Origin of the sequence: Microbacterium bovistercoris (assembly GCF_003387575.1) — a bacterium.
GTDB lineage: Bacteria > Actinomycetota > Actinomycetes > Actinomycetales > Microbacteriaceae > Microbacterium > Microbacterium bovistercoris.
The window spans coordinates 116,146-141,551 of record NZ_QUAB01000045.1 but is presented as its reverse complement, the minus strand read 5'-3'; the positions used below and the strand labels follow the sequence as shown (position 1 = coordinate 141,551).

Below are 25,406 nucleotides of genomic sequence, written 5' to 3'. Positions count from 1 at the left end.
AATCGAAGGGCTATGGCTACTCCTGATCCCCGCACCACCACCGCCACCGGAGCCGACGTCCGTGTGCGCTTCTGCCCGTCGCCGACCGGTCTGCCGCACGTCGGCCTGATCCGCACGGCCCTGTTCAACTGGGCGTACGCGCGGCACAACGGCGGCAAGCTCGTGTTCCGCATCGAGGACACCGACGCCGCGCGCGACAGCGAGGAGAGCTACCAGCAGCTGCTCGACGCGCTGCGCTGGCTCGAGATCGACTGGGACGAGGGCGTCGAGGTGGGTGGCCCGCACGGGCCCTACCGTCAGTCGCAACGTCACGACATCTACCGCGAGGTTCTCGACAAGCTCGTCGCCGCAGGGCTCGTCTACGAGAGCTTCTCCACCGCCGAGGAGATCGACGCCCGCAACGAGGCCGCCGGTCGCGCGAAGCAGCTCGGCTACGACAACTACGACCGCGACCTCACCGACGAGCAGAAGGCCGCGTTCCGCGCCGAGGGCCGCGAGCCTGCGCTGCGCCTGCGCGTGCCCGACCACGACCTCACCTACGTCGACCTGATCCGCGGCGAGGTCACCTTCCCGGCCGGGTCCTTCCCCGACTACGTGATCGTGCGCCCGAACGGCGTGCCGCTGTACACGTTCGTGAACCCGGTCGACGACGCGCTGATGGGCGTCACGCACGTGCTGCGCGGCGAGGACCTCATGCCCTCGACGGCGCGCCAGCTCGCGCTGTACGCCGCGCTGATCGACGCCGGCGTGACCACGTTCATCCCGCGGTTCGGTCACATGCCGCTCGTGCTCGGCGAGACCGGCAACAAGAAGCTCTCCAAGCGCGACCCGAAGGCCGACCTGTTCCTGCACCGCTCCAGCGGCATGATCCCCGAGGGACTGCTGAACTACCTGGCGCTGCTGGGCTGGTCGATCGGTCCCGACCGCGACGTGTTCTCCCGTGACGAGATGGTCGCGGCATTCGACATCGCCGACGTCAACCCGAACCCGGCCCGCTTCGACCAGAAGAAGGCCGTGTCGATCAACGGCGACCACATCCGCATGCTGGACGGCAAGGACTTCGCCGAGCGGCTGCTGCCCTACCTGGCAGCTGCCGACGTGTTCGGCGGCGCTGAGCCCACGCACGAGCAGATCGTGCTCGCCTTCCGCGCGGCGCCGCTGGTGCAGGAGCGGATGCAGCTGCTCGGTGAGGCGCCCGGCATGCTCGGCTTCCTGTTCGCCGACGAGGTCTCGTACGAGGACGACGCGATGAAGGGGCTTCCCGCGAACGCGGCCGAGGTGCTGCAGGCATCCGTCGCCGCCCTCGAGCCGCTCGACGAGTTCACGCCCGAGACGATCCAGGAGGCGCTGTCCGCCGCGCTGATCGACGGCCTCGAGCTGAAGCCACGCGTGGCCTACGGCCCGCCGCGCGTCGCGATCACCGGCCGCCGCGTCTCGCCGCCGCTGTTCGAGTCGATGGAGCTGCTCGGCAAGGACGAGTCGCTGCGCCGGTTGCGGGCACTGGGGGAGAAGCTCGCGGGCTGACCCGCGCCACGTTCCGTGGTCCGGGTCCTGAGCGAGGAGCGCAGCGACGAGACGAAGGGCGGCACACGATCATGAGGGAGATCCCGTGACCGCGGAGTCCGGAACGGACGTGATCCTCGGCGACCTCGGGGTGCTGCTGCTGGAGTGCGGCACGTCGGTCACCGATGTGCGCGGCACGCTCGAGCAGGTGAGCCGGCGCACCCTGCCGGACTCGCCCGTCGAGTTCGCGATCCTGCCCGAGATGGTGATGGTGAGCCGCCCCGGCGCCGCGTCAGCGACGACGACAGTGATCGGCAAAGGGGCGGCCCTCACCTTCCGGCAATCCGCGAAGGCCAGCAGACTGGTGCGCGACCTCGAGTCCGGTGCAATGCCCCTGGAGGCCGCGCCCGCCCGGATGACCGCGATCAGGGCGACGCCGAGGCGGATGCCGGGGCTGCAGAGCCTGATCGGCTGCGGGCTGCTCGCGGGATCGCTGGCCGCGCTGTTCCGCTGCCCCTGGTGGGCGATCCTGCTGGCGCTGGTCGTCGGGCTCATCGTCGGCGGTCTGACGCTGATGATGATGCGGGTGCGCGCCGCGGCCGCGGTCGCCCCGTTCGTGTCGGCGTTCGTCTCGACGATCCTGGTCGGCACGGCCGCGAACGCCCTGGACCTGTCACCGGTGCCGCTGTTCGCGGTGTGTGCGCCGATCGCGATCCTGGTGCCGGGTGCGCTGATCACGAACGCGCTGCTGGAGCTCACCTCGACGGACATCGTCACCGGGGCGTCCCGGCTGATGTACGGACTGATCATGCTCGCATTCATGGCGGCGGGCGTCTTCGCGGGCGCCACGCTGACGGGGATGCACATCGATTCGGCATCCGCGGCCCTCGTCGGAGACGCGGTGCAGCTGACGAACGACCACAGCGGATGGGCGTCTCTGCCGCCGCTGTGGATGGCGTGGATCGCCGTGGTGATCCTCGCGATCGGGATCGGCCTGGCATTCGGATCCGGCTTCCGGCTGACGGTGGTGTGCGTCGTCGTGATGACCGGGACCTACGCCGTGCTGGCGGTGCTCAGCCCGATGATGGGGAACGTCGTGGCGACCGGCGTCGCCGGTGCCCTTCTCTTCGTCGCCGCGCGAGTGCTGGAGCGCGTCACGCTGGCCGTGCCCGCCACCGTGTCGTTCCAGCCCGCCTTCCTTCTGCTGGTGCCCGGCACGATCGGCCTGGTGTCACTGGCGAGCTTCGATCCGCAGGCCGTCACGACAGCGCTGATGATGTTCCTCAGCCTGAGCATCGGCACGAAGGTGGGGGCGCTGCTCGCCGACCTGGCACGGATCACTCGGTCGACGGTGTTCCTGCGCTGGGTCAAGCCGGCACGCATGGGCGAGTTGTGAGCCGCGACGCGCGCGGGATACCGAGCCGGTTTTGCCCCTGCGCAGGAGTCGGGTAAGCTTGACTCTCGGTGCGGAGCTCCGGTTTCGCCCTTGGGGTATGGTGTAATTGGCAACACAGCGGTTTCTGGTACCGCCATTCTTGGTTCGAGTCCAGGTACCCCAGCAGATGAGAAAACCCCCGCTCCGGCGGGGGTTTTCTGCTTTCCGGAGTCACCTGACGAGCTCGGCCATCGCGTCTCGCGTGCCGCCTGCGACGTTCATGTCGATGTACTGCTCCTCGCCGCGGTAGCCGTCCAGCCGGTCGTGGTCCGAGTACTGCCAGATGGTCCAGTTCCGTCCGTCGTTCAGCCCGGGTGGCAGCACGAGAGAACGACTCCAGATCGGATTCTCCGGATAGGCGCCCGAGAGGTACCGGTCGTAGGACTGCGACGTGGCGTAGATGACCGGCGGTGCCCCGTAGTGCTCCTCCAGGCGCTGGATGAGCGGACCGAGGATCGCGTCCACCTCGGCACGCGTGGGCGGGTGCGCGAAGAACTCCCCGTAGTACTCCAGATCCAGGGCGATCGGGAGCGTTCCGCCCACAGGGACCGTCTCGATGATGTGCGCGGCCTGCGCCTCGCCGCTGCTCTCGAAGCTCACGAAGTGGTAGGCGCCGAACAGCAGATCGGTCCGCCCGGCACCGGCCCAGTTCGCGGCGAACCGGGAGTCGATCGCCGAGGAGCCCTCGGTCGCCTTGATGTAGGCGAAGTCGATGTCCTGTGAGGCGAGGACATCCCAGTCGACCTCGCCCTGCCAGGCCGAGATGTCGATGCCGCGCACCGGGTAGCCCGGCCAGCATCCGCGAAGGCCAGACGACTCCGGTGAAGATGAGGATCGCGAGGGCGCCGAGTGTTGCGACGATGCTCGTGGAGATGATGACCAGGCGTCTTCGCAGGCGACTCATCGCCCCAGTCTGCCCCATGCTCACAGACGCGAGTCGACCAGCTCGCGGATGAATCGCGCAGATGCCGCAGCACCGTCCTCGGACGCGTACGCGGCGCGCACGCGTTCCGCGGCATCCCGTATGGCCTGATCCGATAGCAGCCGGCGTACGGCGTCCGTGAGGGCGGAGGAGCCGGCCCGCTTCGGCGAAAGAGCGAGCGCGTTGCCCTGTGCCACGCACTGATCGACGTTCCAGACCTGTTCCGGCTGCAGTCCCATCCCGACGAACGGGATGCCGGCTGCACAGGACGTCTGGACCGTGCCCTGCCCGCCGTGCAGCACGGCGGCGTCGACCAGCCCGCCCAGGCGGTGTGCGGGGAGCAGATCCGTGACGTGCACGTTCGCAGGCAGCACGTCGTCATCGCGCAGGTAGTGCCTCACCGGGGCGATGACGTTCACCGGCAGAGTGGCCAACTGCGATGCCGCTGCGAGCACCATCGACCGGTTCGCCGAGGAGCCGAGGCCGAGGTAGACCAGTGGGGTCTCCTGCGCGGCGAGCTCCTCGACCAGCCGGGGCATTGGCACCTCGATGTGCGCGAAGATCGGTCCCACCCGCGTATACGCGGGCGGCAACCGGTATCCATCCAGCTCCCATGGCATCACGGTGAGCAGATTGTGATCGGCCTCGAGCATCGACACCAGCGTCTTCAGCGGCGGGGCACCGTTCGCCCTCGCGACCCGTCCGAACGATCGCGGTGCGAGCGGCGCGTGGTCGTACGCCAACCGCATCGCCCAGGTCGCCATCCGATCCAGGGCGCGCGCCATGCGTCCCGAGCCGCGCACGAGTCCGAGCCTGGCCGTCTGCTCCACCTGCGGGCGGGTCAGTGCGAAGGGCACGGCGTAGACCAGAGGCACATTCTCAGCGCGAGCTGAGATCATCGAGGTCACGTTCGAGCCGATCACCACCGCCGCGGCGCCGATTTCCCGGATCATCTCCCGTTCCACGTCCACGCGCGCGGAGACCAGCGTGTCGGTCAGAGGGCTGCGTAACGTCCTGCCTTGGTCGAGCTTCATCAGCTGGTCGCGCTCGTCCCTGGTCAGGGCCGGCTGACAGGGGCGGTACTCGAAACCCGCATCCGTGATGAGGTGCGCGAAGTCCTCCTCGTACCCCATGAACACGGCGTGATCGGCGGGGTCCAGGGCCCGCGCGATCTCGATCATCCGCGTCGTCTCGGCGAGGTTGAACGTCACGGGACAGAACAGGATCGTCGCCATCAGTGCCTCTCGGCCGCGCTCCGGAACAGCGGCAGTCCATCATCCCAGGACCGGCTCCCCGCAGCCAGGTGCGGAGGTGAGGAACAGCCTGGGCTCATGCGAACCAGCACCTGCATCCTGCCCGTCTGGCGATGGGGCGAGGCATCCGCGATCTGGCGGGCGGCCGACGATCTGGGCTTCCACGCGGCTTACACCTACGACCATCTGTCCTGGCGCACCTTCCGCGATGAGACCTGGTTCGGTGCAGTGCCGACGCTCGCGGCGGCTGCGGCGGTCACCACGAGGCTGCGCCTGGGCACGCTCATCACTTCGCCGAACTACCGCGAGCCCGTGCTGTTCGCGAAGGACGTGATGACGCTGGACGACCTCTCCGGCGGACGGATCACGATCGGTCTCGGTGCGGGGACGACCGGATTCGACGCGACCGTGCTCGGCCAGGAGCCGTGGTCTCCACGAGAACGCGCCGACCGGCTCCGGGACTTCACGGCCCTGCTCGATCGGCTGCTCACCGAGCCGGCGGTCACGCAGACGGATGGCGCGTACCGCGCGCATGAGGCGCGGAACATCCCCGGTCCGGTGCAGCGGCCGCGCGTGCCGTTCGCGATCGCCGCCACGGGCCCGCGCGGGTACCGCCTCGCTGCGCGGTACGGGCAGGCCTGGGTGACGACCGGCGGCGGCGAGACTGCCGCAGAGTCACTCGCGCTGGTGCGCGAGCAGGTCTCGCGGCTGGAGCGCGCCTGCGAGGAGGCCGACCGGGAGCCGGCGACCGTGGAGCGCATCCTGCTGACCGGATTCACCGAGGATCGGCCGCTCGACAGCGTCGAGCAGTTCCTGGACACCGCCGGAGACTACCGGGATGCCGGCATCACCGAGATCGTGCTGCACTGGCCGATCCCGGACACGCAGTTCGCCGCGGATCAGCGTGCGTTCGAACGGATCATCACCGAGGGCGCACCGCAGCTGCTCTGAGCGTGCCGAAGGCCCGGCGCTGCCGCGAGAGCAGATGCGCCGGGCCTTCAGCGTGGCCTCGGAACGTCAGAACACGGGCGTGCCGGCGCGCGTGAGCCGCCAGTTCTCGACGTGGAAGTTCTTCGGGTCGATGGTGCCCTCCGCCGACGCCGTCGCCACGATCGCCTCGCGGATCGCGACCTGTGCGTTGTAGATCACCGGCGCGGTGGCGATGTGCGGGAAGTTCCCACCGCCGGACTGACGGTAGTTGTTCACCGCGAGCACGAACTTCTGCTCCGCCGTCACCGGGACGCCGTTCCACGCGAGGTTCACGATTCGCGAACCGCGCGGCTGAGCGATGTCGATGTCATAGGTGACGCCCGAGAGCTGGTCGAAGTAGTAGTCAGCCGTGCCGTCGGCGCGGGTCCAGCTGTCGGGAGCGATCGGCGCATCCGGGGCGACCTGCGTGAAGTACTTCGCCGAATACTCCAGGTAGTCCTTCACCTGCGCGCCGGTCAGCACCGATCCGAGCAGGGTGTTGTCGAAGGTGTACAGACCCGCGACATCGCGCACCGACACGGCACCGGCCGGGAAGGACGCCGTGCGACTGAACGGCGCGACGATCGACAGCACCGGCAGCCCCTCGTCCGCCGTCCCGGCCAGCGCCTTGGTGACGGTCTCGACCTGAACCTTGTGGATGTAGTCGAGGATGGCGGTGTCGCGCCAGCAGGACTCCGCCGTCGACAGCTCCTCCGTGGAGGTGGCGATGGTCGTGTTCACGTACTCGACGACCGTGTCGTGCTGCGCCTGTACGACCGCGACCACTTCGGGATCCTGCTGCACGCCGCCGGTGAGCAGGGTCGTGGCCTTCTTGGAGACGACCTTCCACTGCCCCTTGACCTGCTGCAGCTCGATGTCGAAGACGCTCAGGCGCTGGCCGAAGCACATCGGCTCGCTGAGCACGACCTGCTCACCGGTGGCCGCGTTCGTGACGAAGCGCTGCGGGATGTCCTTGTGCGCGTGCCCGAGCAGGATCGCGTCGATCCCGGGCACCTGCTCGGCCAGCAGAGCGGCGGCGTTCTCGACAGGCAGGTCGTCTCCGTACGTGGACTTGCCGCTGTCGCCGGAGTGCAAGCTGACGATGAGGACGTCGACGCCTTGATCACGGATGATCGGCACCCAACGCTGTGCGGTCTGGACGATGTCCAGCACCTCGAGTCTGCCCTCGACGTAGGGCTTGTCCCAGATCACGATGCCGGGGTTGGTCAGCCCGAGCACGCCGACTCGGATGGGCTTGCTGCCCTTCAGGTTCAGGGTCTTGATCACATACGGCGTGTATGCGGGAACCGTCGTCCCCGCGCGCACGGCGTTGGCACCCAGGACCGGGGCGTCCATCTGCGAGATCCAGGCGCCGAGGAAGTCCAGACCGTAGTTGAACTCGTGGTTGCCCAAGGCGACGGCGTCGTAGCCGATCGCGTTCATCTGACGGGCGATGGGGTGCGTCTCGCCGGTCTCGGTGATCGGCTTCACCGTGGCGTAGTACGAGCCGAGCGGCGTGCCCTGGATCGTGTCGCCGGCGTCGAACAGCAGGGTCCGGTCCGATCCTCGGTCGGCGCGGACCTTCTTGATGACGCTCGCCAGGCCGGCGAGGCCGACGGCGTTGCCGTCCTTGTCGCTGTACTGGGCATCCTTGTAGTAATCCCAGTTCAGCGCGTTCGAGTGGATGTCGGACGAGCCCATCACGGTGATCGTGACGGTCTTGCCGACGCCGCCCTGCTCCGCCGATGCGGACTCGGGGTTCGCCGCCCAGCCCGCGGCGGCGAGGGCGCCGGCGGCGGTGACGCCGGTGAGGAATCCACGCCGGCTGACGCCGGAACGGTGGTCATGGATGATGTCGGGAGTTTCAGCCTGGGGAAGGTGCTGAGTTTCATCTGTCATGAGACTCAAGATACGTCAGGCGGGAACTTCTGAGGGAGGAAGATGGTTGAAGAGGATGAAGACCCTCAGACGAAGGAGCACCGCCATGACCAGCGGCATCACAGACACCGGATCCATCACTCGTCAGCCGGGCGCAGAGACCGCCGTCCTCGCCGGCGGCTGCTTCTGGGGCATGGAGGATCTCATCCGTCGCCAGCCCGGCGTGCTGAGCACTCGCGTCGGATACACCGGCGGGCAGAACGACCACGCCACCTATCGCAACCACCCCGGCCACGCCGAGGCCGTCGAGATCGTCTACGACCCCGAGAAGACCACGTACCGCGACATCCTCGCCTTCTTCTTCCAGATCCACGACCCGTCGACCCTGAACCGGCAGGGCAACGACATCGGCACCAGCTACCGCTCGGCGATCTTCCCGCTCGACGCGGAGCAGGAGCGGGTCGCTCGCGACACGATCGCCGACGTCGACGCCTCCGGCCTGTGGCCGGGAGAGGCCGTGACCACCATCGAGGCACCCGGTCCGTTCTGGGAGGCTGAGCCCGAGCACCAGGACTACCTGATCCGCTACCCGGACGGCTACACCTGCCACTTCCCGCGCGCGGGATGGGTACTGCCCCGGCGGGACGCGGACGCGACCGCCTGAGTCTGTGACGGCACAAAGGCCCCCGCCGAAGCGGAGGCCTTTGTGCCGGGGGACGGTCAGCGCGCGGCAGCGGTCTTCAACTCCCGCCCGTGCACGGTCAGCGCGTAGATGACGAGGATGTCGATGACGATCACGATCGTCGACCACCACGGCTGCACCGGCAGCAGGAACAGCTGGCTGATCGCGCTCAGCACGGCGAGGATCACGCCGATGACGCGGGCCCAGGTCGCACCGCTGAACAGCGCGATGCCGACGATGATGAGCAGGGCGCCGCTGATCAGGTGCCACCAGCCCCAGCCTGCGACATCGAACATGAACAGGGTGCCGGTTCCCGTCAGGAAGTAGGCGCTGTCGGGGCCGACGATCGCGACCAGGCCGTAGATCGCGTCGAAGATCCCGGCCGTCATCAGCATGATCGCGGCGAACCAGCCCCAGCCGACCCATCCGGTCGTCTCAGCAGTGGACATCATGTCTCCTTTCCGTAGGTCCTTCAGGTGCCTCACGCGCCGGCCGGCACGTGATAGGCGATGTGGACGGCATCGATCGATCCGTCGAAGGCGAACGGCATCCGCTCCGCGTAGCTTCGGGAGACGGCGCCGCCGTAGGCGCGTCCGATGTCGAGGCAGTCGTTCGCCGAGAACAGCAGCGGCGCACTGACCGGAACCGTTCCGGATCCCACCTCCGCGCCGTCGGCGCGGATGACCACCTTCAGCGGACCACCGGGACGAGGCTCCAGGTACGTCGTGTCGATCTCGATGGTCATCGCGCCCGCAGGCAGCGGCTTCTCCGCGGCGATGATCGTGCGCTGCACGAGGAACAGGTTGTACTCGTAGTGCAGCACGCCGTCGACGACGTAGGCCGTGAGGCCGCCGCCGGCGCCGCCGAGCTTGTAGAGCACGCCGTTCGCCTTCTCGGGCAGTGTCGCCTGGATCGTGACGGTGTTCGGCTTGTTGCCGAGCGCCGGCGCGCAGAACTCCGGGATGCGCACCGTGTCGCCGGACAGCTCCCACTCCGTGTACGACGGTCCCAGCCGGAACTCCGGGTGGTACACCGGCACCCACAGCCCGCCGCCGACGGGCAGAACGTCGTTCTTCGCCGCCTCGATCGCGAACAGCTCCTTCAGCTGGGTGAGCTTGTCCGGGTGCTCAGCGGAGAGGTCGTGCGCCTGACTCCAGTCCTCGTCGAGGTTGTAGAGCTCCCACACATCGGCATCCGGCGTCCACGTCGCGATGCCGGGAGGCGCACCCGGCACCCACGGCAGACGGGGTCCGGTGGCCGACGCGATCCACCCGTCCGAGTAGATCGACCGGCTCGCCATCACCTCGAAGTACTGCACCCGATGGCGTCCTTCGGCCTGTGCATCGTCGATCGAGTAGGCGAAGCTGGTGCCGTCGATCGGATCCTGAGGGATGCCGTTCACCGTCTCCGGATGCGAGATGCCGAGGATCTCGTAGATGGTCGGGACGACGTCGATCACGTGGTGGAACTGCGTGCGCGGCTCCGGGTCGTGTGCGATGCGCCCTGGCCATTGCACGAACATCGGGTTGCGCGTACCGCCGAGGTGCGAGGCCATCAGCTTCATGCCCTGATACGGCGTCGAGCCCGCCCAGGCCCACGCTGCGTGGTACTGGTTGTCGGTCGCAGGGGAACCCAGCGCGTCCAGCCCGCCGAGTTCCTCGAGCGCCGCGAGGTGCTGGTCGATGGTCGTCGGGATCATGTTCTGCGCGAGCAGTTCGCTGATCGTGCCGTTCTGGCCCTCGCCGGACGAGCCGTTGTCGCCCCAGATGTACAGGATGATCGTGTCGTCGAGGTAGCCCAGCCGCTCGACCTCGTCGATCAGCCGCCCGGCCTGCACATCGGCGTGTTCACCGAATCCGGCGCACACCTCCATCAGGCGCGCCTGGAAGGGCTTCTGATGGTCGGGGATCTCGTCCCAGCCCTGCAGGTTGTCCGGGCGGGGAGTCAGCTCGGCGGACTCCGGGATCCACCCGGCCTCTTTGGCGCCGGCGAAGGCGGTCTCGCGATACGCGTCCCACCCGTCGTCGAACTTCCCGGCGTATTTGTCCGCCCACTCCTTCATGATGTGGTGCGGTCCATGGATCGCACCGGTCGCCCAGTACATGAAGAACGGCTTGTCCGGGGCGTTCGCCTTGTGCTCGCGCAGCCAGTGCATCGCGTCGTCCGCGATATCCTCGCTGAGGTGGTAGCCCTCCTCCGGTGTCTTCGGTGGCAGCACGCCGGTGGTGTTGCGCACGAGGTTCGGCTCGTACTGCGACGCCTCACCCGCGAGGAAACCGTAGAAGTACTCGAAGCCGTAGCCGGTGGGCCAGCGGTCGTACGGACCCGCTGAGGTGGTCTCCTCCGCGGGCGTGTTGTGCCACTTGCCCCAGGCCGCGGTCGAGTACCCGTAGTTGCGGAGCACCTCCGCCATCGTCGCGCTCGACTTCGGGATGTGGCCCGAGTAGCCGTCCCAGTCGTTGGCGAGCTCGGCGATCTGTCCGCTGCCCACGCGGTGATGGTTGCGACCGGTGAGCAGTGAAGCCCGGGTCGGCGAGCACATCGCCGTGGTGTGGAAACGGTTGTAGCCGAGGCCGTTCGAACGGATGCGGTCGAGTGTCGGAGTCTCCACGAGCCCGCCCAGCGGCTTGGGCAGCGCCGGACCCGCGTCGTCGATGAGGATGACGAGCACGTTCGGCGCCTGCTCTCCGAGCCGGCGCTCGGCGGGCAGAGGCGAGTAGGTGGACTCCGCGAGCGTGCGCCCGGGAATGCTCCCGGAGGGCTTCGGCGGGAAGGGCAGCGTGCGCGCGGTGGGCAGCGGTGCTCCGATGACGGAGCGGGGCGATGCGGCGTTCTCCTGGGTCATGACCGTCACCCCAGCAGCCGCGCCTTGGCGGCTTCGAACTCGGCGTCTGTGAGCAGCCCCTGGGACTTGAGCGTCGCCAGCTTCTGCAGTTCGGCGACGACGTCGACACCGCCGGCGGTCGGCGCTGCGGGAGCCGGAGCAGGCGCCGGAGGCGTCGGGGCCGTGGCCGGGGCCGGGGCCGGGGCGGCCTGCGCGGCCGCCTGCTGCATCTCGTACTGCTGCGCCTCGTACTTCTGTTCAGCGCGGGCGTTCTGGCGTCGCGCCACATTGCCGCTCACCGCTGTCGCCGTGCCGGCGACGACCGCCGTCCGTGCAGCCATTCCGATCAGACCGGGTCGGCCCATCCTTCCGAGCATGACTATGCCTCCACTCCGTCGAGTTCGCCGCCCGCGGCGAGTGCTTCGTTCACGATCGCCGCGGGAATGCGGATCGAATCGATGACCTCGCCGCCCGCGGCGACGAACTGCGAGGCGAGGTGCTTCGCCCAGGTGAGTTCGACCGCGAGCAGCAGCGCCGCGCTGCCGGGTGGCAGGCGGTCGCCCAAGTCGTTGAGGTCCTCCTCGGTGACGAGTCCCTGTTCCGCGAGGTCGAGTTCTCCGAAGGAGATGCTCGACTCGTCGATCTCCACGAACCGCAGCGTGCCGTCCTCGCCTCGTGCGACATCCACGAGATCGAGCAGACGCACCGTCCCCGCATCCGCCAGCTCCAGCACCGCGTCGATGATCCCTGCCGGTGATGCGGCGGCGTCGTACGTCGCCAGCACGAACTCGACGGGACCGTACTCCAGATCCTGCATGATTCCCCGATTCCTTCCGATTCTGCGGAGAGGCGCGTGGCAGTGCCCGCGCATCCCGGCCCTCCCCGCCGTACCGCCATCCTGACCAGCGGCGCAGGCGGAGGCATCATGTAGATCGCATGAACCACCCGGGTTCGTCCGATCTGCATGATGCGGTGGTGCACGGTACGGCGTGGAATGGTGAAGTCCGGACGATCAGCGGCAGGGAGGGCGACGGTGGATCACATCGAGCAGCTGCGCCGCCTCGCCATCCACTCGCAGGACATCGACTCCGATCTCGTCCCCGCCTCGGCGGCCCAGGAGAGTGCGCCCAGAGACGACCTCATCGCACGCTTCGCCGCGCTCATCGCCGTGGGCGGGACGGATGCCTCTTTCGGGGCCATCGTGGATGAGGCGGTGCGCGCGCAGGTGAGCGCCGCGGAACTGGTGCGGATCGTGATGATCACGGCTCCGACCGTCGGGGTGCCGAGAGTGGTCGCCGCTGCGCAGCGCCTCATCGTGGCCCTGGGGCTCGATGAGGATCAGGCCGGGCCGGTCGACCGGTTCCCGTCCGCGTGAATGCCGGATCAGCCCAGGATGCCGATCTCCGTCGCCCTGTCCACGGCTTCGCTCCTGGTGGTCACGTCGAGCTTCCGGTAGATGGACGCGACCTGGGAGCTGACCGTGTTCCGAGAGACGAAGAGGCGGGTCCCGATCTCCGCGATCGTGAGATGCGTCTGCAGGTACGGGAGCAGCCGCTGCTCGGCGGGGGTCAGCGGTGAGCCTCCGAGCAGGGCGCGGCTGCGATCCAGGGAGTGACGCAGCTCTGCCACCACGACGGGCAGCGTGCCGAGATCGGGGCGGATGCGCAGCAGATCGTCGATCTCGTCCAGCAGGTAGGCGGCCGTCGTCGAGTTCCCGAGCATCATGAACACGCGGCACAGCTCGACGCGCACCTTCACGGCGAAGATGGGGGTGACGTACGTGGACTGCCCGCGGTCGCGCATCGCCCGCACGAGCAGCTGTTCGGCACGCTGGGGGTCCTGCCTGCGCAGAGCGATCCGGGCTCCCACCGCGAGCGCGAGGCACGTGGTCTGATAGCCGTGCAGACCACCGGCCTCGATGACCGCCATCGCCTCCTCGGCGTGCCGCTCCGCCTCGGCGACCGAACCCGCGTCAAGTGCGATCACCGCGAGCTCGGACTCGGCGAGCAGCACCGAGTCGTAGTTGCCGAACGCGATCGCCTGGCGGGTGCACTCCTTGTAGGCGGCCACCGCGCCCGGCAGATCGCCGGAGAGCTGCCGCATCCAGCCGTGCAGATGCAGAGCCTGGTCCCGCCAGCTGCTGCTGGGCGATTCGCAGCTCACCGCGTAGGCGGCCGAACGCGCGGCAGATGCCACGCCGTTCCGGCACATGATCGCGCGCAGCATCGCCCGGCCGGACGCGTACGTGGGCAGCCCCCGTTCGGCGGGCGCGTCGTCCTCGGTCTGCTCGATGATGTTCGCCCAACGATCGGCCTCCGGGGCGTTGCCGTCCAGGACCGCGCGCAGCCCCGCCAGCACGAGCAGCGGGGGATAGGAGCGGATCGCCTTCTCTCCGAGAGCGGACATCCAGCGCTCCAGGGCCGCGATCTGGCCCGCCTGGTAGGCACTCTGCGCACGTTCCGCGACCATGCGCACCGAGCGCTCGCGCTCGCCGGCGGACAGAAGCTGGTCGATCGCCTCCGACGGCATGCCAGCGGACTCGTACCACTCGGCCGCCGCGAGATGCAGGCGCGCCTTCCGTTCCGGTTCGACCCGTGACAGCTCGTCGAGCAGGAACTCGCGGAACAGCTGGTGGTAGCGATAGGCGCCGCGGGGAGCATCGAGCGGTGTGAGGAAGAGGCCGTGGTCCTCCAGCGCACGGAGTGTGCCCTTCGAGCCCTGCGCGCCGAGGACGGCGTCGCAGCACTCGGGGAAGACCTCCGGAAGGATGGCCGTCCGGCGGAGGAACGCCTGGTCGTCCGGTCCCAGCCTGTCGAAGCACGCGCGGTGCAGGTACTCGGAGACCGGACGATCGTCGCCGAGGATGCTCAGCGGATCGCCGCCTTCCCGCGCAGCGATGGCCGCCAGAGCGATGGCGGTGGGCCACCCCTCGGTGCGCTCGAGGAGCACGGAGAGGGCGTCGTCGGTCAGTCCGTGGGAGGCGAGGGCGTCGAACACCGTGCGCGCGTCCTCACCATCCATCCGCAGGTGCGATGCCCCGATGTGCAGCACCTCGCCCGTCGGCTGGATCCGTGCCAGGAACGGCTGCGGACGCCGCCCGGCGAGCACGACCTGCGAGCCGGCGGGGATGCGCGAGAGCGCGACCTCGAGCACGTCCTGGCAGCTCGGCGTCGCCGCCTCGTGGAGGTCGTCGATCAGCAGGATGAAGGGTTCGGCGACCTCGGCGATCGTCGCGGCGAGTCGCGGCGCAAGGCGGCCGAGGACGGCAGGGCCCGAAGCCGGCTGCGTCGCCAGCGTCGCGAACGCCCCGACGCCGGGCATCCTCGCAGCGAATGCGGCGGCCAGGCTCGCCAGCAGGGCGAGCGGGTCGTTGTCGAACGGGCCGAGCGAGACGACGATGGGCCGGCGGGGATCGAGCTCTGCCCATTCCCGAAGCAGCGTGGACTTGCCGTAGCCGGCCGGAGCCGTCACGACGACGAAGGCCGCCGCGGACAGCGAACGCTCGATGATGCTCCTGCGGCTGACGGCTCCGCGCCTGCCGAGGATCTCCGCGTCGACGTCGTCGGCAGCACGAAGTGAAGAACCCCCATCCATACCCGCAGTCTAGGGGCATACGGGGGACGGCCAGGACCTGTGTCCGCCCGTCATCACACCTTGGCGTCCTGACGCGGCACGACGATCTCCCGGATGATCAGCAGGATCGTCGCCATGACCGGCAGGGCGATGAGAACACCGAGGATGCCGAGAAGAGTCCCGCCCACCATGGCTCCGATGAGCACGAGGGCGGCCGGAATCGCGATCGCCCTGTTCATGATCCTCGGGGTCACCACATAGGACTCGATCTGGATGTAGATCAGATAGAAGACCCCGAAGGCGATCGCCTGCGTCGGACTCGACAGCAGCGCGACCAGTGTGCCGAGGACGAGGAAGATCACCGAGCCGAACAGCGGCACGAGGGTGATGACGAAGGCGATCGTGGCCATCAGGACTGCGAACGGAAGACCGAGGAGCAGGTGCAGCGCCAGGACGACGGCCGCGTTGATCGCGGAGATCGTCACGGACCCGAGGAGCGAGCTGCCCACCGATGCGGTCACACGCTCGGTGATGTCGGAGAACCTCGGCCGATTGCGTGCCGGCGCGAGCGAGTACAGGGCCTGCTTCATGCCCGAGAGCGAGGACAGGAAGTAGAGCGTCAGTGCGACGACGATGAATCCTGCGGACACCGCGCTCGCGATGCCGACGCCCACCGCGAGGGCGCCCCCGCCGACCGCGGCGAGCGTGCTGGGCTGGGACAGCGCCTCGGATGCCTCATCGAGGGCCTGCGACAGCGCCGATTGCGCATCGGGTGGCAGTGACCGATACCACTCGTTCGATTCCAGGTTCTGCGCGGCGTCGCGCACCGAGACGACGAACTGTCCGATCTGCGCGATGATCGAGGGGAGCACGAAGACGAGGACCGCGGCGGCGAGCAGCGCGAACACACCGAAGACCAGTCCGATCCCGGCTCCGCGTCGCATGCCCCAGCGTTCGAGCATCTTCACCACGGGATCCAGACCGAGCGACACGAACAGCGCCAGCACGATGTACACCAGGACTGTCGTGATCGACCCGACGGCGGTGCCGAGGACCAGCCCGCCGAGCACTCCGATGGTCGCGATGAACGCGATGACCAGGGGACGCTCGAGTATCGCGCGCACGCTGCGCCCCTCGGACGATGGCGATGCGGCCGGCGTAACGGCCGGCGCGCTCGGGGTCCGGGACAGCAGTCGTGTGCGCTTCATGACCGCAAACTAGCCCGGCTCGGGCGAGACCGCGTCGCACAGTAAGGACGAAATCCGCCCAGCGGCGGGTGACTGCGCCCTTCGACAGGCTCAGGAACCCGGGCGGGTCGCTGAGCCTGTCGAAGCACGTCAGCTCACTCGGCGCCGACGCGCCGTCGCGATGAGCATCAGCCCGGCCAGCAGCAGGGCGATGCCTCCCGTGACGGCGATCGCCACGGTGCGGGTGTCGGCTCCGGTGGCGGGCAGCGGTGCGATGAACGTGTTCGTGAACGCGATCGACACGTGTCCCGAAGCGAGAGTCACGGTGCCGGATGCGCCGTTCTGCGTCTCACCGTCCACTGTCATCGTGGTGCGGTCGGCGTCCCCGGCATCCGTCTCGGTCACGGTGCACTCGCTGCCGGCCGGCAGGTCGGCGACCTCTGCGGTGAGCCGCGACGGACCGCCGATCTGGAAGGTCTCGTCACGGACCACCAGGCCAGGGGCCGGGTGCGACGGGTCGACGAGCACGCATGTCACCTGCACCGGGAAGGTGCGCGTGACGGCGGATGCTCCGGAGCCGTCCACGACCTTCGAGATGCTCAGAGCGCTGACCCCGAACGTGTTCGTGATCGCCACAGAGGTCTGGTCCGCGGCATCCGTGTTCGGCAGGGGAGCGAGCTCGGTCGTCGTCGCGTCCTGCGGCTCGCCTTCCGTGCCGCCCTGGGTGACCACCATCGTGGTGGACTCGGCGCCGGCGGCGTCGGACTCGGTGACCGTGCATTCGGCGTCCTGCGGCAGCTCGGTCCAGGTGACGGTCTCGCCGCCGGAGATCTGCTGGGTCATGGGCTCGGCGGCGGTCACCCGCTGTTCGTCCCACATGCACGTCAGCGTGACCTCGAACGGTCCGTACTCGACCGGCTCGCCGTTCGCGTCGACCGCGCCGCCATTGTCGACGGTCTTCGTCACGGACACCTGCGCGAGGTTGAACGTGTTCTCGACCGTGAGCGACGGCTGCGGCTGGTCGTCGACGCTGAGGATCGTCGGATCGGTCTCGACGGTGAAGTCGTAGCCCTCTCCGTCGCCCGCGACGACATCGCCGTTCTCGTCCAGGATCTGCGTGGAGCTCGCGCCGCCGTCATCGACCTCGGTCAGGCGGCAGTTCGCGCCGGTGGGCAGGTTCTCCCAGAGCGCGGTGGGGGAGTCGGCGCTGACGATGCGGATGGCGCCCTCGGGGATGTCCACGACCTCACCGTCGCGCACGCAGCGCAGGCTCAGCTCGTAGGCGGAGGTGCCGTACTTCTCGGCACCGTCACCGGCGAACGTCTTCGTGACCTGCAGCGAACCGGTGAGGTACCAGTTCGTCGCGGTGACGGTGACGACGCCTCCGCCCTCGGGGATGGTGACGACTCCGGTCGTGGTGTCCTCGCCGTCGTTCGGCGTGAACACGACGGCGTCAGCGCCGTTCAGGTCGTCCTCCGTGACGGTGCACACCGTGCCCTGCACGAGGTCGACGATGGCGCTGGTCCACCCGTTCTCGGCGTTCAGCTCGACCTGGCCGGCGAAGACGACCTCGCCCGCGTACTCGCACGAGTAGCTGAAGGTGAACGTCTGGTCGAGGCCGTACTGGTCGGCTCCGGCACCCTCGAACTCCTTGTTCAGCACCACCTGCGAGGTGCCGAACAGGTTCGTGTACGTCACCGTGTTCACGCCCGCGGTGTCACCGGGCTGCAGTTCGGGGATCACGACGGTGCGCGTCTCCTGATCGATCTGCGGTGCCAGATCGCCGTCCACGCCGGAGACATGTGCCCGGGTGACCGTGCCGGTCGCCTCGCGATCGTCGGTCTCGGTGACGGTGCACTCCGAGCGCGCCGGGATCTCGTCGATCGTCTCGGTCTCATTCGCGTTCAGCGTGAACGTCTCGTCGACGACGGTCTCGCCCTGGTAGGTGCAGACGACGTGGAACTCGAACTGGGTCGGGATCGCGGTCGAGTCCGAGACGACCTTCTTGCCGACCTCGAGGGACGCCCACTCGTAGGTGTTCTCGATCGTGAAGCCGAAGGTCTGATCCGCCTCGGTGACGGTGACCTGCTCCGGAGAGACCGTGGTGCCGGTCTGTCCGGCGTCGTCCTCGGCGACGGAGCAGACCGAGCCGACGGGCACGTCATCGATCACCACGGGGTCCTCGCCCGGCACGATCGTCACCTCGCCGTCGTTCGCCAGCGGCACCGCCGCACCCTGCCAGGTGCAGGTCACTGTCGCGGTGAAAGACTCCGGCACCGGATAGCCCTCGGGGGCGTCGATCGTCTTCTCGACCGACACCGAGCCGTTGTCGAACTCGTTGGTGACGGTGACGACCACGGGGGTGGTGCCGTCACCGATCTCCACCGGCTGGTCGGGACTGATGGTGTGCCCGGTCGCGTGACCGTCGTCCGTCTCGGAAACGATGCACTCGGCGCCGGTGGGCAGCCCCTCGTACAGGGCGGTGCCGGCACCGGTGATCGTCCGGGTGGCGCCGCCGGGGATCGTCACGGGGACGGTCTCGCCGTTGACCTCACGCGTGCAGGCCAGGCTGACCTGGTACTGGAACGTGGTCGCGGGGTCGAGCGCATTCGCGGGGGCGCCTTCGAGCTCCTTCTGCACCTGCAGCGACCCGACGGTGAACGTGTTCGTGATGTCGGCCTCGACCGGCGCGGCCGGGTCGGCGCCGACCGTCACCGTGACGCTGCCGCTCGAGCCGTTGGCCCCGCCGTTCTCGGTCTCGGTGATCACGCAGGTGGCACCGGTCGGGAGGTTCGGCACGGTCCAGGTCGGATCGTCACGACTGAGGGTGTGCGTGTCGTCGTACACCGGGTTCGGGGTCACGCCGTCCAGGGTGCAGACCATGCGGACGGTGAAGGTGCTGCCGCCCCAGGCGTCGCCGCCCGAGCCGGCGATGATCTTCGTCACCTCGACGGCGCCGACGGTGTACACGTTCTCGAACTCGACCACGGTGAGCGCCGTCGAGCCGTCCGCGTAGGGGAGGACAGGGAAGGATGCCTCGGCGGAGGCCTCGGAATCGCCGGCATCACCGTTCTCCGTGACGACGACGTTCGTGATCGGCGCTCCACCGGCATCCGTCTCCGTCACGGTGCAGTCCGCACCGGCGGCGATGTCGGAGAACGTCTTGCTCTCGCCGTCGTCGAGCGTGAACGTGCGGTCGGCCTCGGGGACGACCTCCTGATCCAGATAGGTGCAAGTGGCCTCGAACGCGTAAGTGCGGTCGTAGACGATCGCCTCGCCGTCCTGGTTCTCGGCGCCGCCGTCGTCCACGGCCTTCTCGACGGTGAAGCCGCCGGCACGGTAGACGTTGGAGACCTGGATGGACGCCTGTTCGACGTCGCCGGTGTACGGATCCCACACCGCGTCGTCCTCGGCGAGATCGCGCTCCGCTGTCACGCCGTCCTCCGGGTCGACGGTCACGACCACGCCGGGGATCTCCGGGTCCTCCACGATGGTGCAGGTGGAGAACAGCGGCAGGTTGACCGGGCCCGTGGTGTTGTCGTAGACGAGGACGGTGCCGTCCGCGTCGAGGGTCGGCCTGCTGGCATCCGAACCGTCGGCGTGCAGCAGGGTGACGTCTTCGCCGCCCGAGGTGCACGTGACGAGCATCGGATAGCTGTCGGGCAGGGTCACGTCGGTGGAGAAGTCCGGGGCGTCCACCGCCTTCGACAGGAGGAGCTGACCGGTGGCGGTGGCCACGCCGACCTTCTGCGGCTCCACGACGAGCGAGGGGCGCTCCGGCTGGGTGACGGTCGAGTTGGAGCGTGATGCTGTGGCGAACGAGTTGTAGGCGACGGGCAGGCCGTTCGCGACCGCCGACTCGGCGGGCAGCTGGTACGGGGTCTGGGTGTCGAACTCGACTCGCAGCGTCTCACCCGGTCGCAGACCCGGCGCGGGTGAAGCGCCCGTCGGGTTCTGATACTCCAGCACCAGCATCACGCTGCGCGCGGCCCTGAGCACCTCCGGCGGAGTGCTGGCATCGGCCTTCACCCAATCGAACGCGCAGCCGGGGTCGGGCGTCGCACCCTCGGTGTACACCTTGATGGCGTTCGTGTTGCACGCCTGGCTCAGCTGCACGAGAGACAGGTAGATGCCGGTGTCCGAGTCCACGCTGTCGGCGAGCTCGTCGAAGTTCGCCTTCAGACTGCCGGTGAGGGTCACGCCGTACTGCGACCCGCGGTCTCCGGGGACGATCACGCCCTGGTCGTCGACCGAGGGCAGAGTGTCCACTGCTGCGACCACCTTGGCGGCGGTGTTGCCGGTGTTCGTGAAGTCGAGACGCCAGGTCTCGATACCACCCGGGCGGATCACCGGCGCGCAGGGGTAGGAGTAGAAGCCGTCGTTCGTGACGCCGCCCTGGCTCGCATCGCAGGCCGCGGCGTCGCCGGTCACGTTCAGGACGCCGAGGTCGTCGTCGCCGGCCACGGCCGGGTCACCGCCGTCGTTGCCCTTGACGTACTTCTTCGCCGCGATCGTCGCGTTGGCGAGGGGGGCGATCGACGTGTCGGCCGAGCAGTCGTCGACCCCTGGCGGGGTGTTCTCGACGGGCTTCGGCGTGAGGTCCTTGCCGTCCACGACGGTGGTGCCTTCGCAGGTCTCGAAGAGCCGGTCGGAGGTCACGGTGGCCTCGTTGGTCACGACGGTGTCAGGGGTGACGTCGTCGCGGAACTTCAGCGGCGCGTTCATCGTCAGGGTCCAGCCGTGCATGAACACGAAGTCGTCGGGCCCGTCGATGGTCAACTCACCGGTCTGCTCGTTCAGCGACGCGCTGAAACCGGGATCGCCGGAGGGCGCTCCGTCGCCGGTCAGCGTGAACGTGTACGCCGTCGGGTCGGGTTCGACCAACAGCGACCCCTCAGCGTCCGTCTGCACCTGGTCGACCAGGTGGAAGCCGGTCATGTCCCACTGCCCGGTGTTGGTGACCGTCACGACGTAGGGGATCGTGCCCGTCGGACTGATCAGGGTGGACGAGCCGCGGGTCTTGGTGATCTTCACCGCGTTCGGACGGTGCAGCACCACGGTGTCGTCGGCCGCCTCGCCGTCCTCGGTGAACTTCTGCTGGCCGAACTGCGCTTCGCTGTACGACTGCACGTCGTCGCTGATCACGCCGAGGTCGGTCTCGCCGGGGTTCGGCTCGAGGTCGGGCCGCGTGGTCGAGACCAGCGTGTCCGGGTCGCTGCGCAGCGTGTCGCGGCGCTCGGTCGTGACCGAGTACGTCAGCTGCGGGTTGTACGGGCGCTCCCACTGGAGCACGTTCCCGTCGCCGTCGACCTCCTGGGCGCGGAACCGCACGCCGACCACCGTGGTCGGGTCGCTGACACCGGCGGGCAGATCGAACACGACGGTGTCGCCGGCCGCGGCATCCACCCAGGCGCCCTGCACCCAGCAGGGTGAGGTGTCGGTCAGCGGCAGACCGTTGCACAGCGCCGTGAGGGTGCCCGCGACGTCGACGTAGGTCACGCCGGTGCTGAGCACATCCATCGCCACCTGGTTCACCGGGGCGGGCACGACGATCTGCGCACCGGTGAAGTCCATCGTGTTCCAGAACGTCGGCGTGGTGTCGGTCAGCGTGAACAGCGTGGTGCGGGCGGTGCCGTTCGGGCGCCCGCCGAGCTGCGTCGTGTAGTCCTTCGACTCGTCCTCGTACACGGATGCCGGGTCGATCGACTTCGTGGTGGTGATGTCGTAGCTCGCCGCGACGATGATGAACTCGTCACTGGCATCCGCGGCTCCCGTGCCGCACTGATCGTCGGCGCAGTCCTCGAGCACGGCGCTCTCGAGCTGGGCGTGGGCGTCGTTGACGATGGTGTCGCCGGCGGGGGTCACCGTCACCGGAGTGGCGGGATCCGAGCGCAGCGTCTCCCGCAGCTGCCAGGTGAACGTGACGCCGCCGGTGCCGTTGGTCGGGATCACGGCGCTGCCGTCATCGGAGCGGAACGCGATCTGAACGGCGGTGACGTCGGCCAGATCGCCGGGCGTCAGCGCGAGCGCGTCCGCATAGGAGTAGTCCGTCGCGGTTCCGCTCCGCGACAGGGTGACCGTGGTCTCCGCCTCGCTGATGCCGTTCGGCAACTGGATCGCGTCGATGTCGTACAGGTTCAGCGTGTCGAACACCGTGTCGGGCAGGGCTTCGCCGTCGGTGGGCTCGTCGATCACCATTCCCGACACGCGCGCTGCGGAGGTGTTCGTCGCGGTGATGGTGGCGCTGATCAGCGGGTAGTCGGACGGATCGATGTCGAGGGCGGGGTCGGGAAGTCCCAGCTGATCCTGGTCGAACGACTTCGTCATGTCGGCGTTGATCGGCTCGTCGACGATGAGGATGGTGTCGTTCGCGACATCCGTGCTGTCGACACCGGTCGACTCGTTGATGCCCCGCGCACTGGCGGTGTTGTCGACCAGACCCGGCTCGCCGGTGTTGTAGCCGTACGGGTGCAGGTCGCCCAGTACAGCCTGTGACGGGTCGCTGCGCAGGGTGTCGCGCACGCGGAAGTCGAGATCGAACGGCCGGCGGTCGTACGAGGAGCCGACGCCCGCGCCGGGCGTCCTCTCGGTCAGCACGACGCGCACGGCGAGCGCGTCGGCGCTCTGATCGTCCGTCAGCGTGTAGCCGCCGAACTGGCCGTCGCATCCGTTCGCGCAGGCCTGCGCGGTGATGTCCGTCCAGCCCTGTCCGTCGAGGTAGAGCGACACCTCGGTGATCACGTCGTTCACGATCAGCGGATCGGTGTCGGCGGTGATCGGATCGATACGCACCAGGTCGAACGCGTCGTAGACGCTGTCTGCCGTGGCGGTCGGGTCCTCGGTCTCGGAGATGTCGGTGAGCGTCATCTCGGTGATGTTCAGGCCGTCCGTCGACCACCACAGCCGCGCCGTGCGGGTCTCGCCGGAGAGCGCCGGAACGTCGTCGTCCGGGGTCCACTCCTTGTCGAGGAGGTCCGCTCCGTCGCCGTCGCCGTCGAGCGGCAACAGGTGGATGTCGTCGGTCGCGGTGTCGGTCTTCTCACCGCCGGCATCCGGATTGTCGACGAGCGACTGCGCGTCGTTCTCGTAAGTGACCTCGGTGTCCTGCGGCTGCGTCACCGACACGTCGATGTGCGTCACCACGGTGAATCCGGGCGGCAGAAGCGCCGGGCATCCGTCTCCGGCGGCAGGGAGGTACTCGAACTGGATGCCGCCGATGTCGTCCTGCAGATCGGCGGGGATCTGATAGGACCAGAGCTGCTCGGGCCCGGGCACCTCGGTCGCGCCCGGGAAGTCGGTCCAGGGGCCGTCGGTCGACTTCGGCCAGTACCGCACGGTCAGCGTCGTGCACTGGGGGATGTCCGTGTTGTCGATCTCGGTCGCGGTGAAGTTGTCCCAGAACTCGGAATCCTGGGTCGGATCGACCGGGTCGGAGATGACGAGCTTCTCAGAGCCGGCGGTCGACTCGGGAGTGACGTTGCCGGTGAGCGTCATGTTCGCGTCGGTGCCGGGCACGCCCCAGATGGTTTCGGGCGTGATCTCCTTGGTGACGCTGGTGTCGAGCGTCAGCGGCTCGATGGTGAACGGGGCCGATGCGTCGTCGACGCCGGTCTGGCCCTGAGTGTTCTCGACCTCGGTGTCGACCGCGTTCGTGCTGGAGACGGCCGCCTCGGTCGGCAGCGCGGTGACGTTCAGGGGGAGGGCGGCGTAGGCACCGGAGACGATGTCGTCACCCTCGGCGGAGAACACGACCGTGAAGCCCTCGACCGTGCAGCCGTCCTCGGCAGCGGGGAGGGTGTTCTTCGTCGTGGTGGACGCCGTGCTGTCCGGACAGTCGGAATAGGTGTAGGTGATCTCCGCTGCCGTGGCGGCCACCGGCCACTGGACGCCGTCGCCGAACCCGTCGAAGCTGAGCCCCTGTTCGGTGAACGTCGGAGTGCCGGCGGTGGGCTCGGTGATGGTCAGCGTCTGCACGTTCTGCTCGCCGACGGTGGCCTTGATGTTCGCGGTGGTGCTCTGCCCGCTGACCAGGGTGTTGTCGGCGAAGGTCTTCTCGATCGACACATCCGGCTTGCGCTGCGCGAGCACGATGCTCGCGTCGTCGGTGACGGGGTCACTGGTGTCGTCGCCCTTCGACACCGTGGTGGAGGCGTCGTTGGTGACCGTCTGCTGCGACTGATCGGGGATGCCGGTCACGGAGTCGTTCGTCTCCGTGTGCACGACGAGTGTGCCGGTCGCACCGGGGGCGAACGTTCCGGTGAACGTCACTCGGATGCCCTGGGCGTCCGAGATCGGATCGGGTTCGGTCGTCGTCCAGGACCCGTTGACCCAGTACTCGGTGGTGGTGCCGGTGGTGCCCTCGGGCGGGGTGATGTCGTAGCCGGTCACGTCGAGATAGCCGCCGAACGTGCCCGGCGGTGACACCGGGTCCTGCACGACGATCGTGTCGACGTTCTGGTTGGACCCGTTTCCGGGTGTCACGGTCCAGTCGATCGCCTGCCCTGGTACGGCCGGGAGCGTTCCGGTGGGGGAGACATCCTTCTTGATGCTCGGTGCGAGAGTGGTCTCGACGTCGAGGGTGACATCTGCGCTGGAGTTCGCGACCGGGGCGTTGCTGCCGTCGACGCCGGCGGTGTTCGTGACGGTCTGGCCGTCCCAGGTGCCGTCGGTGTCGGGCTTCACGATGGCGTTGACGGTCACCGTCATGCTGTTGCCGCCGGCCCAGACCTTGGGGGTCGCGTCCAGGTCGGTGGCGGGGGTGACGGTGAAGCTGTTGCCGTCGGTGTCGATGACGCGGTCGTACTCGCCGATCGGCTGGCCTGCCGGCGCATTGAGCTGCACCGTCACCGCCGGGGTGATCGCGGGGTTGAACATCAGCGGCTCGGGGAGGGAGTCGCTCAGCACCGTGTCGTCGCATCCGCCCTCGTTGGTCGACGAGCAGTTGACGACGATCTGATAGGTGATCGTGTCGCCCGGTCCGAACGGCCCGGGCTCGACCACCGACTTCTGGATGCCGTACTGCGCCGTGTCCGCTGCCGCAGCGGGGACCGCGGCGACGAAGACCGACGCGGCGGCGAAGAGCAGCGCGGTGAGACCTGCGAGTACTCGGTTCTGACGTTTCATCGGCCGGACCCCCTGGCGAATGGTGACGTTCGCCACCTTAGGGGCGATTCATAGGGT

General features: G+C 68.5%; 15 protein-coding genes and 1 tRNA gene. 6 read left to right on the top strand and 10 right to left on the bottom strand.

Annotation, left to right across the window (positions count from 1 at the left end; genetic code table 11):
* The first annotated feature begins 12 nt into the window (after nucleotides 1-12).
* The 3 genes from gltX to DY023_RS13065 all read left to right on the top strand — a co-directional run bounded on the left by gltX (nucleotide 13) and on the right by DY023_RS13065 (nucleotide 3,062).
* Nucleotides 13-1,524, top strand: a complete 1,512-nt coding sequence (gene gltX / locus DY023_RS13075) for a glutamate--tRNA ligase (RefSeq protein WP_116242773.1) — start codon at nucleotides 13-15, stop codon at nucleotides 1,522-1,524.
* A gap of 85 nt (nucleotides 1,525-1,609) precedes the next feature.
* Nucleotides 1,610-2,899: a threonine/serine exporter family protein gene (locus DY023_RS13070; RefSeq protein WP_116242772.1), complete on the top strand. Its 1,290-nt coding sequence runs from the start codon at nucleotides 1,610-1,612 to the stop codon at nucleotides 2,897-2,899.
* Between the two features lie 91 nt (nucleotides 2,900-2,990).
* A tRNA-Gln gene (locus DY023_RS13065) sits at nucleotides 2,991-3,062 on the top strand.
* 47 nt (nucleotides 3,063-3,109) lie between these two features.
* Here the strand turns inward: DY023_RS13065 and DY023_RS13060 are convergent.
* A complete protein-coding gene (locus DY023_RS13060; RefSeq protein WP_245958696.1) occupies nucleotides 3,110-3,718 on the bottom strand; it encodes a GH25 family lysozyme in 609 nt (202 codons plus the stop codon).
* A 144-nt stretch (nucleotides 3,719-3,862) separates the two neighbouring features.
* Nucleotides 3,863-5,095, bottom strand: a complete 1,233-nt coding sequence (locus DY023_RS13055) for a glycosyltransferase (RefSeq protein WP_116242771.1) — start codon at nucleotides 5,093-5,095, stop codon at nucleotides 3,863-3,865.
* 96 nt (nucleotides 5,096-5,191) lie between these two features.
* Between DY023_RS13055 and DY023_RS13050 the strand changes: the two genes are divergently transcribed.
* Complete coding sequence (locus tag DY023_RS13050) at nucleotides 5,192-6,064, top strand: LLM class flavin-dependent oxidoreductase (RefSeq protein WP_116242770.1); 873 nt, start codon at nucleotides 5,192-5,194, stop codon at nucleotides 6,062-6,064.
* 66 nt (nucleotides 6,065-6,130) lie between these two features.
* Here the strand turns inward: DY023_RS13050 and DY023_RS13045 are convergent, their stop codons facing one another.
* On the bottom strand, nucleotides 6,131-7,981 hold the full coding sequence (locus DY023_RS13045) for a bifunctional metallophosphatase/5'-nucleotidase (protein ID WP_116242769.1): 1,851 nt from the start codon (nucleotides 7,979-7,981) through the stop codon (nucleotides 6,131-6,133).
* An 85-nt stretch (nucleotides 7,982-8,066) separates the two neighbouring features.
* Between DY023_RS13045 and msrA the strand changes: the two genes are divergently transcribed.
* Complete coding sequence (gene msrA / locus DY023_RS13040) at nucleotides 8,067-8,624, top strand: peptide-methionine (S)-S-oxide reductase MsrA (protein ID WP_116242768.1); 558 nt, start codon at nucleotides 8,067-8,069, stop codon at nucleotides 8,622-8,624.
* A 56-nt stretch (nucleotides 8,625-8,680) separates the two neighbouring features.
* Here the strand turns inward: msrA and DY023_RS13035 are convergent, their stop codons facing one another.
* From DY023_RS13035 to DY023_RS13020, 4 genes are read right to left on the bottom strand one after another with little or no spacing between them, the layout of a single operon-like run.
* Nucleotides 8,681-9,091, bottom strand: a complete 411-nt coding sequence (locus tag DY023_RS13035) for a DUF7144 family membrane protein (protein WP_116242817.1) — start codon at nucleotides 9,089-9,091, stop codon at nucleotides 8,681-8,683.
* 32 nt (nucleotides 9,092-9,123) lie between these two features.
* Nucleotides 9,124-11,487: an arylsulfatase gene (locus tag DY023_RS13030; RefSeq protein ID WP_116242816.1), complete on the bottom strand. Its 2,364-nt coding sequence runs from the start codon at nucleotides 11,485-11,487 to the stop codon at nucleotides 9,124-9,126.
* A 5-nt stretch (nucleotides 11,488-11,492) separates the two neighbouring features.
* On the bottom strand, nucleotides 11,493-11,807 hold the full coding sequence (locus tag DY023_RS13025) for an SHOCT domain-containing protein (protein WP_245958695.1): 315 nt from the start codon (nucleotides 11,805-11,807) through the stop codon (nucleotides 11,493-11,495).
* A gap of 38 nt (nucleotides 11,808-11,845) precedes the next feature.
* Nucleotides 11,846-12,283, bottom strand: a complete 438-nt coding sequence (locus DY023_RS13020) for a DUF6325 family protein (protein WP_116242766.1) — start codon at nucleotides 12,281-12,283, stop codon at nucleotides 11,846-11,848.
* A gap of 216 nt (nucleotides 12,284-12,499) precedes the next feature.
* Between DY023_RS13020 and DY023_RS13015 the strand changes: the two genes are divergently transcribed.
* Nucleotides 12,500-12,841, top strand: coding sequence for a carboxymuconolactone decarboxylase family protein (locus tag DY023_RS13015; RefSeq protein WP_116242765.1), 342 nt, complete (start codon nucleotides 12,500-12,502; stop codon nucleotides 12,839-12,841).
* 8 nt (nucleotides 12,842-12,849) lie between these two features.
* On the opposite strand, the gene DY023_RS18290 is transcribed toward DY023_RS13015, so the two are convergent.
* From DY023_RS18290 to DY023_RS13000, 3 genes are all read right to left on the bottom strand, one after another.
* Nucleotides 12,850-15,060 (bottom strand): LuxR family transcriptional regulator, encoded by a 2,211-nt coding sequence (locus DY023_RS18290; protein ID WP_116242764.1) that lies wholly within the window; start codon nucleotides 15,058-15,060, stop codon nucleotides 12,850-12,852.
* 53 nt (nucleotides 15,061-15,113) lie between these two features.
* Complete coding sequence (locus tag DY023_RS13005; RefSeq protein WP_245958694.1) at nucleotides 15,114-16,163, bottom strand: AI-2E family transporter; 1,050 nt, start codon at nucleotides 16,161-16,163, stop codon at nucleotides 15,114-15,116.
* A gap of 213 nt (nucleotides 16,164-16,376) precedes the next feature.
* On the bottom strand, nucleotides 16,377-25,349 hold the full coding sequence (locus DY023_RS13000) for a DUF5979 domain-containing protein (RefSeq protein WP_147303305.1): 8,973 nt from the start codon (nucleotides 25,347-25,349) through the stop codon (nucleotides 16,377-16,379).
* Nucleotides 25,350-25,406 lie beyond the last annotated feature (57 nt).

What these genes read in the sequence shown, in the direction of transcription:
- DY023_RS13000 (WP_147303305.1), bottom strand. Translation starts at nt 25,349, where the DNA reads ATGAAACGTCAGAACCGAGTACTCGCAGGTCTCACCGCGCTGCTCTTC.
- DY023_RS13030 (WP_116242816.1), bottom strand. Translation starts at nt 11,487, where the DNA reads ATGACCCAGGAGAACGCCGCATCGCCCCGCTCCGTCATCGGAGCACCG.
- DY023_RS13045 (WP_116242769.1), bottom strand. Translation starts at nt 7,981, where the DNA reads ATGACAGATGAAACTCAGCACCTTCCCCAGGCTGAAACTCCCGACATC.
- msrA (WP_116242768.1), top strand. Translation starts at nt 8,067, where the DNA reads ATGACCAGCGGCATCACAGACACCGGATCCATCACTCGTCAGCCGGGC.
- DY023_RS13055 (WP_116242771.1), bottom strand. Translation starts at nt 5,095, where the DNA reads ATGGCGACGATCCTGTTCTGTCCCGTGACGTTCAACCTCGCCGAGACG.
- DY023_RS13020 (WP_116242766.1), bottom strand. Translation starts at nt 12,283, where the DNA reads ATGCAGGATCTGGAGTACGGTCCCGTCGAGTTCGTGCTGGCGACGTAC.
- DY023_RS13035 (WP_116242817.1), bottom strand. Translation starts at nt 9,091, where the DNA reads ATGTCCACTGCTGAGACGACCGGATGGGTCGGCTGGGGCTGGTTCGCC.
- gltX (WP_116242773.1), top strand. Translation starts at nt 13, where the DNA reads ATGGCTACTCCTGATCCCCGCACCACCACCGCCACCGGAGCCGACGTC.
- DY023_RS13025 (WP_245958695.1), bottom strand. Translation starts at nt 11,807, where the DNA reads ATGGCTGCACGGACGGCGGTCGTCGCCGGCACGGCGACAGCGGTGAGC.
- DY023_RS13050 (WP_116242770.1), top strand. Translation starts at nt 5,192, where the DNA reads ATGCGAACCAGCACCTGCATCCTGCCCGTCTGGCGATGGGGCGAGGCA.
- DY023_RS18290 (WP_116242764.1), bottom strand. Translation starts at nt 15,060, where the DNA reads ATGGATGGGGGTTCTTCACTTCGTGCTGCCGACGACGTCGACGCGGAG.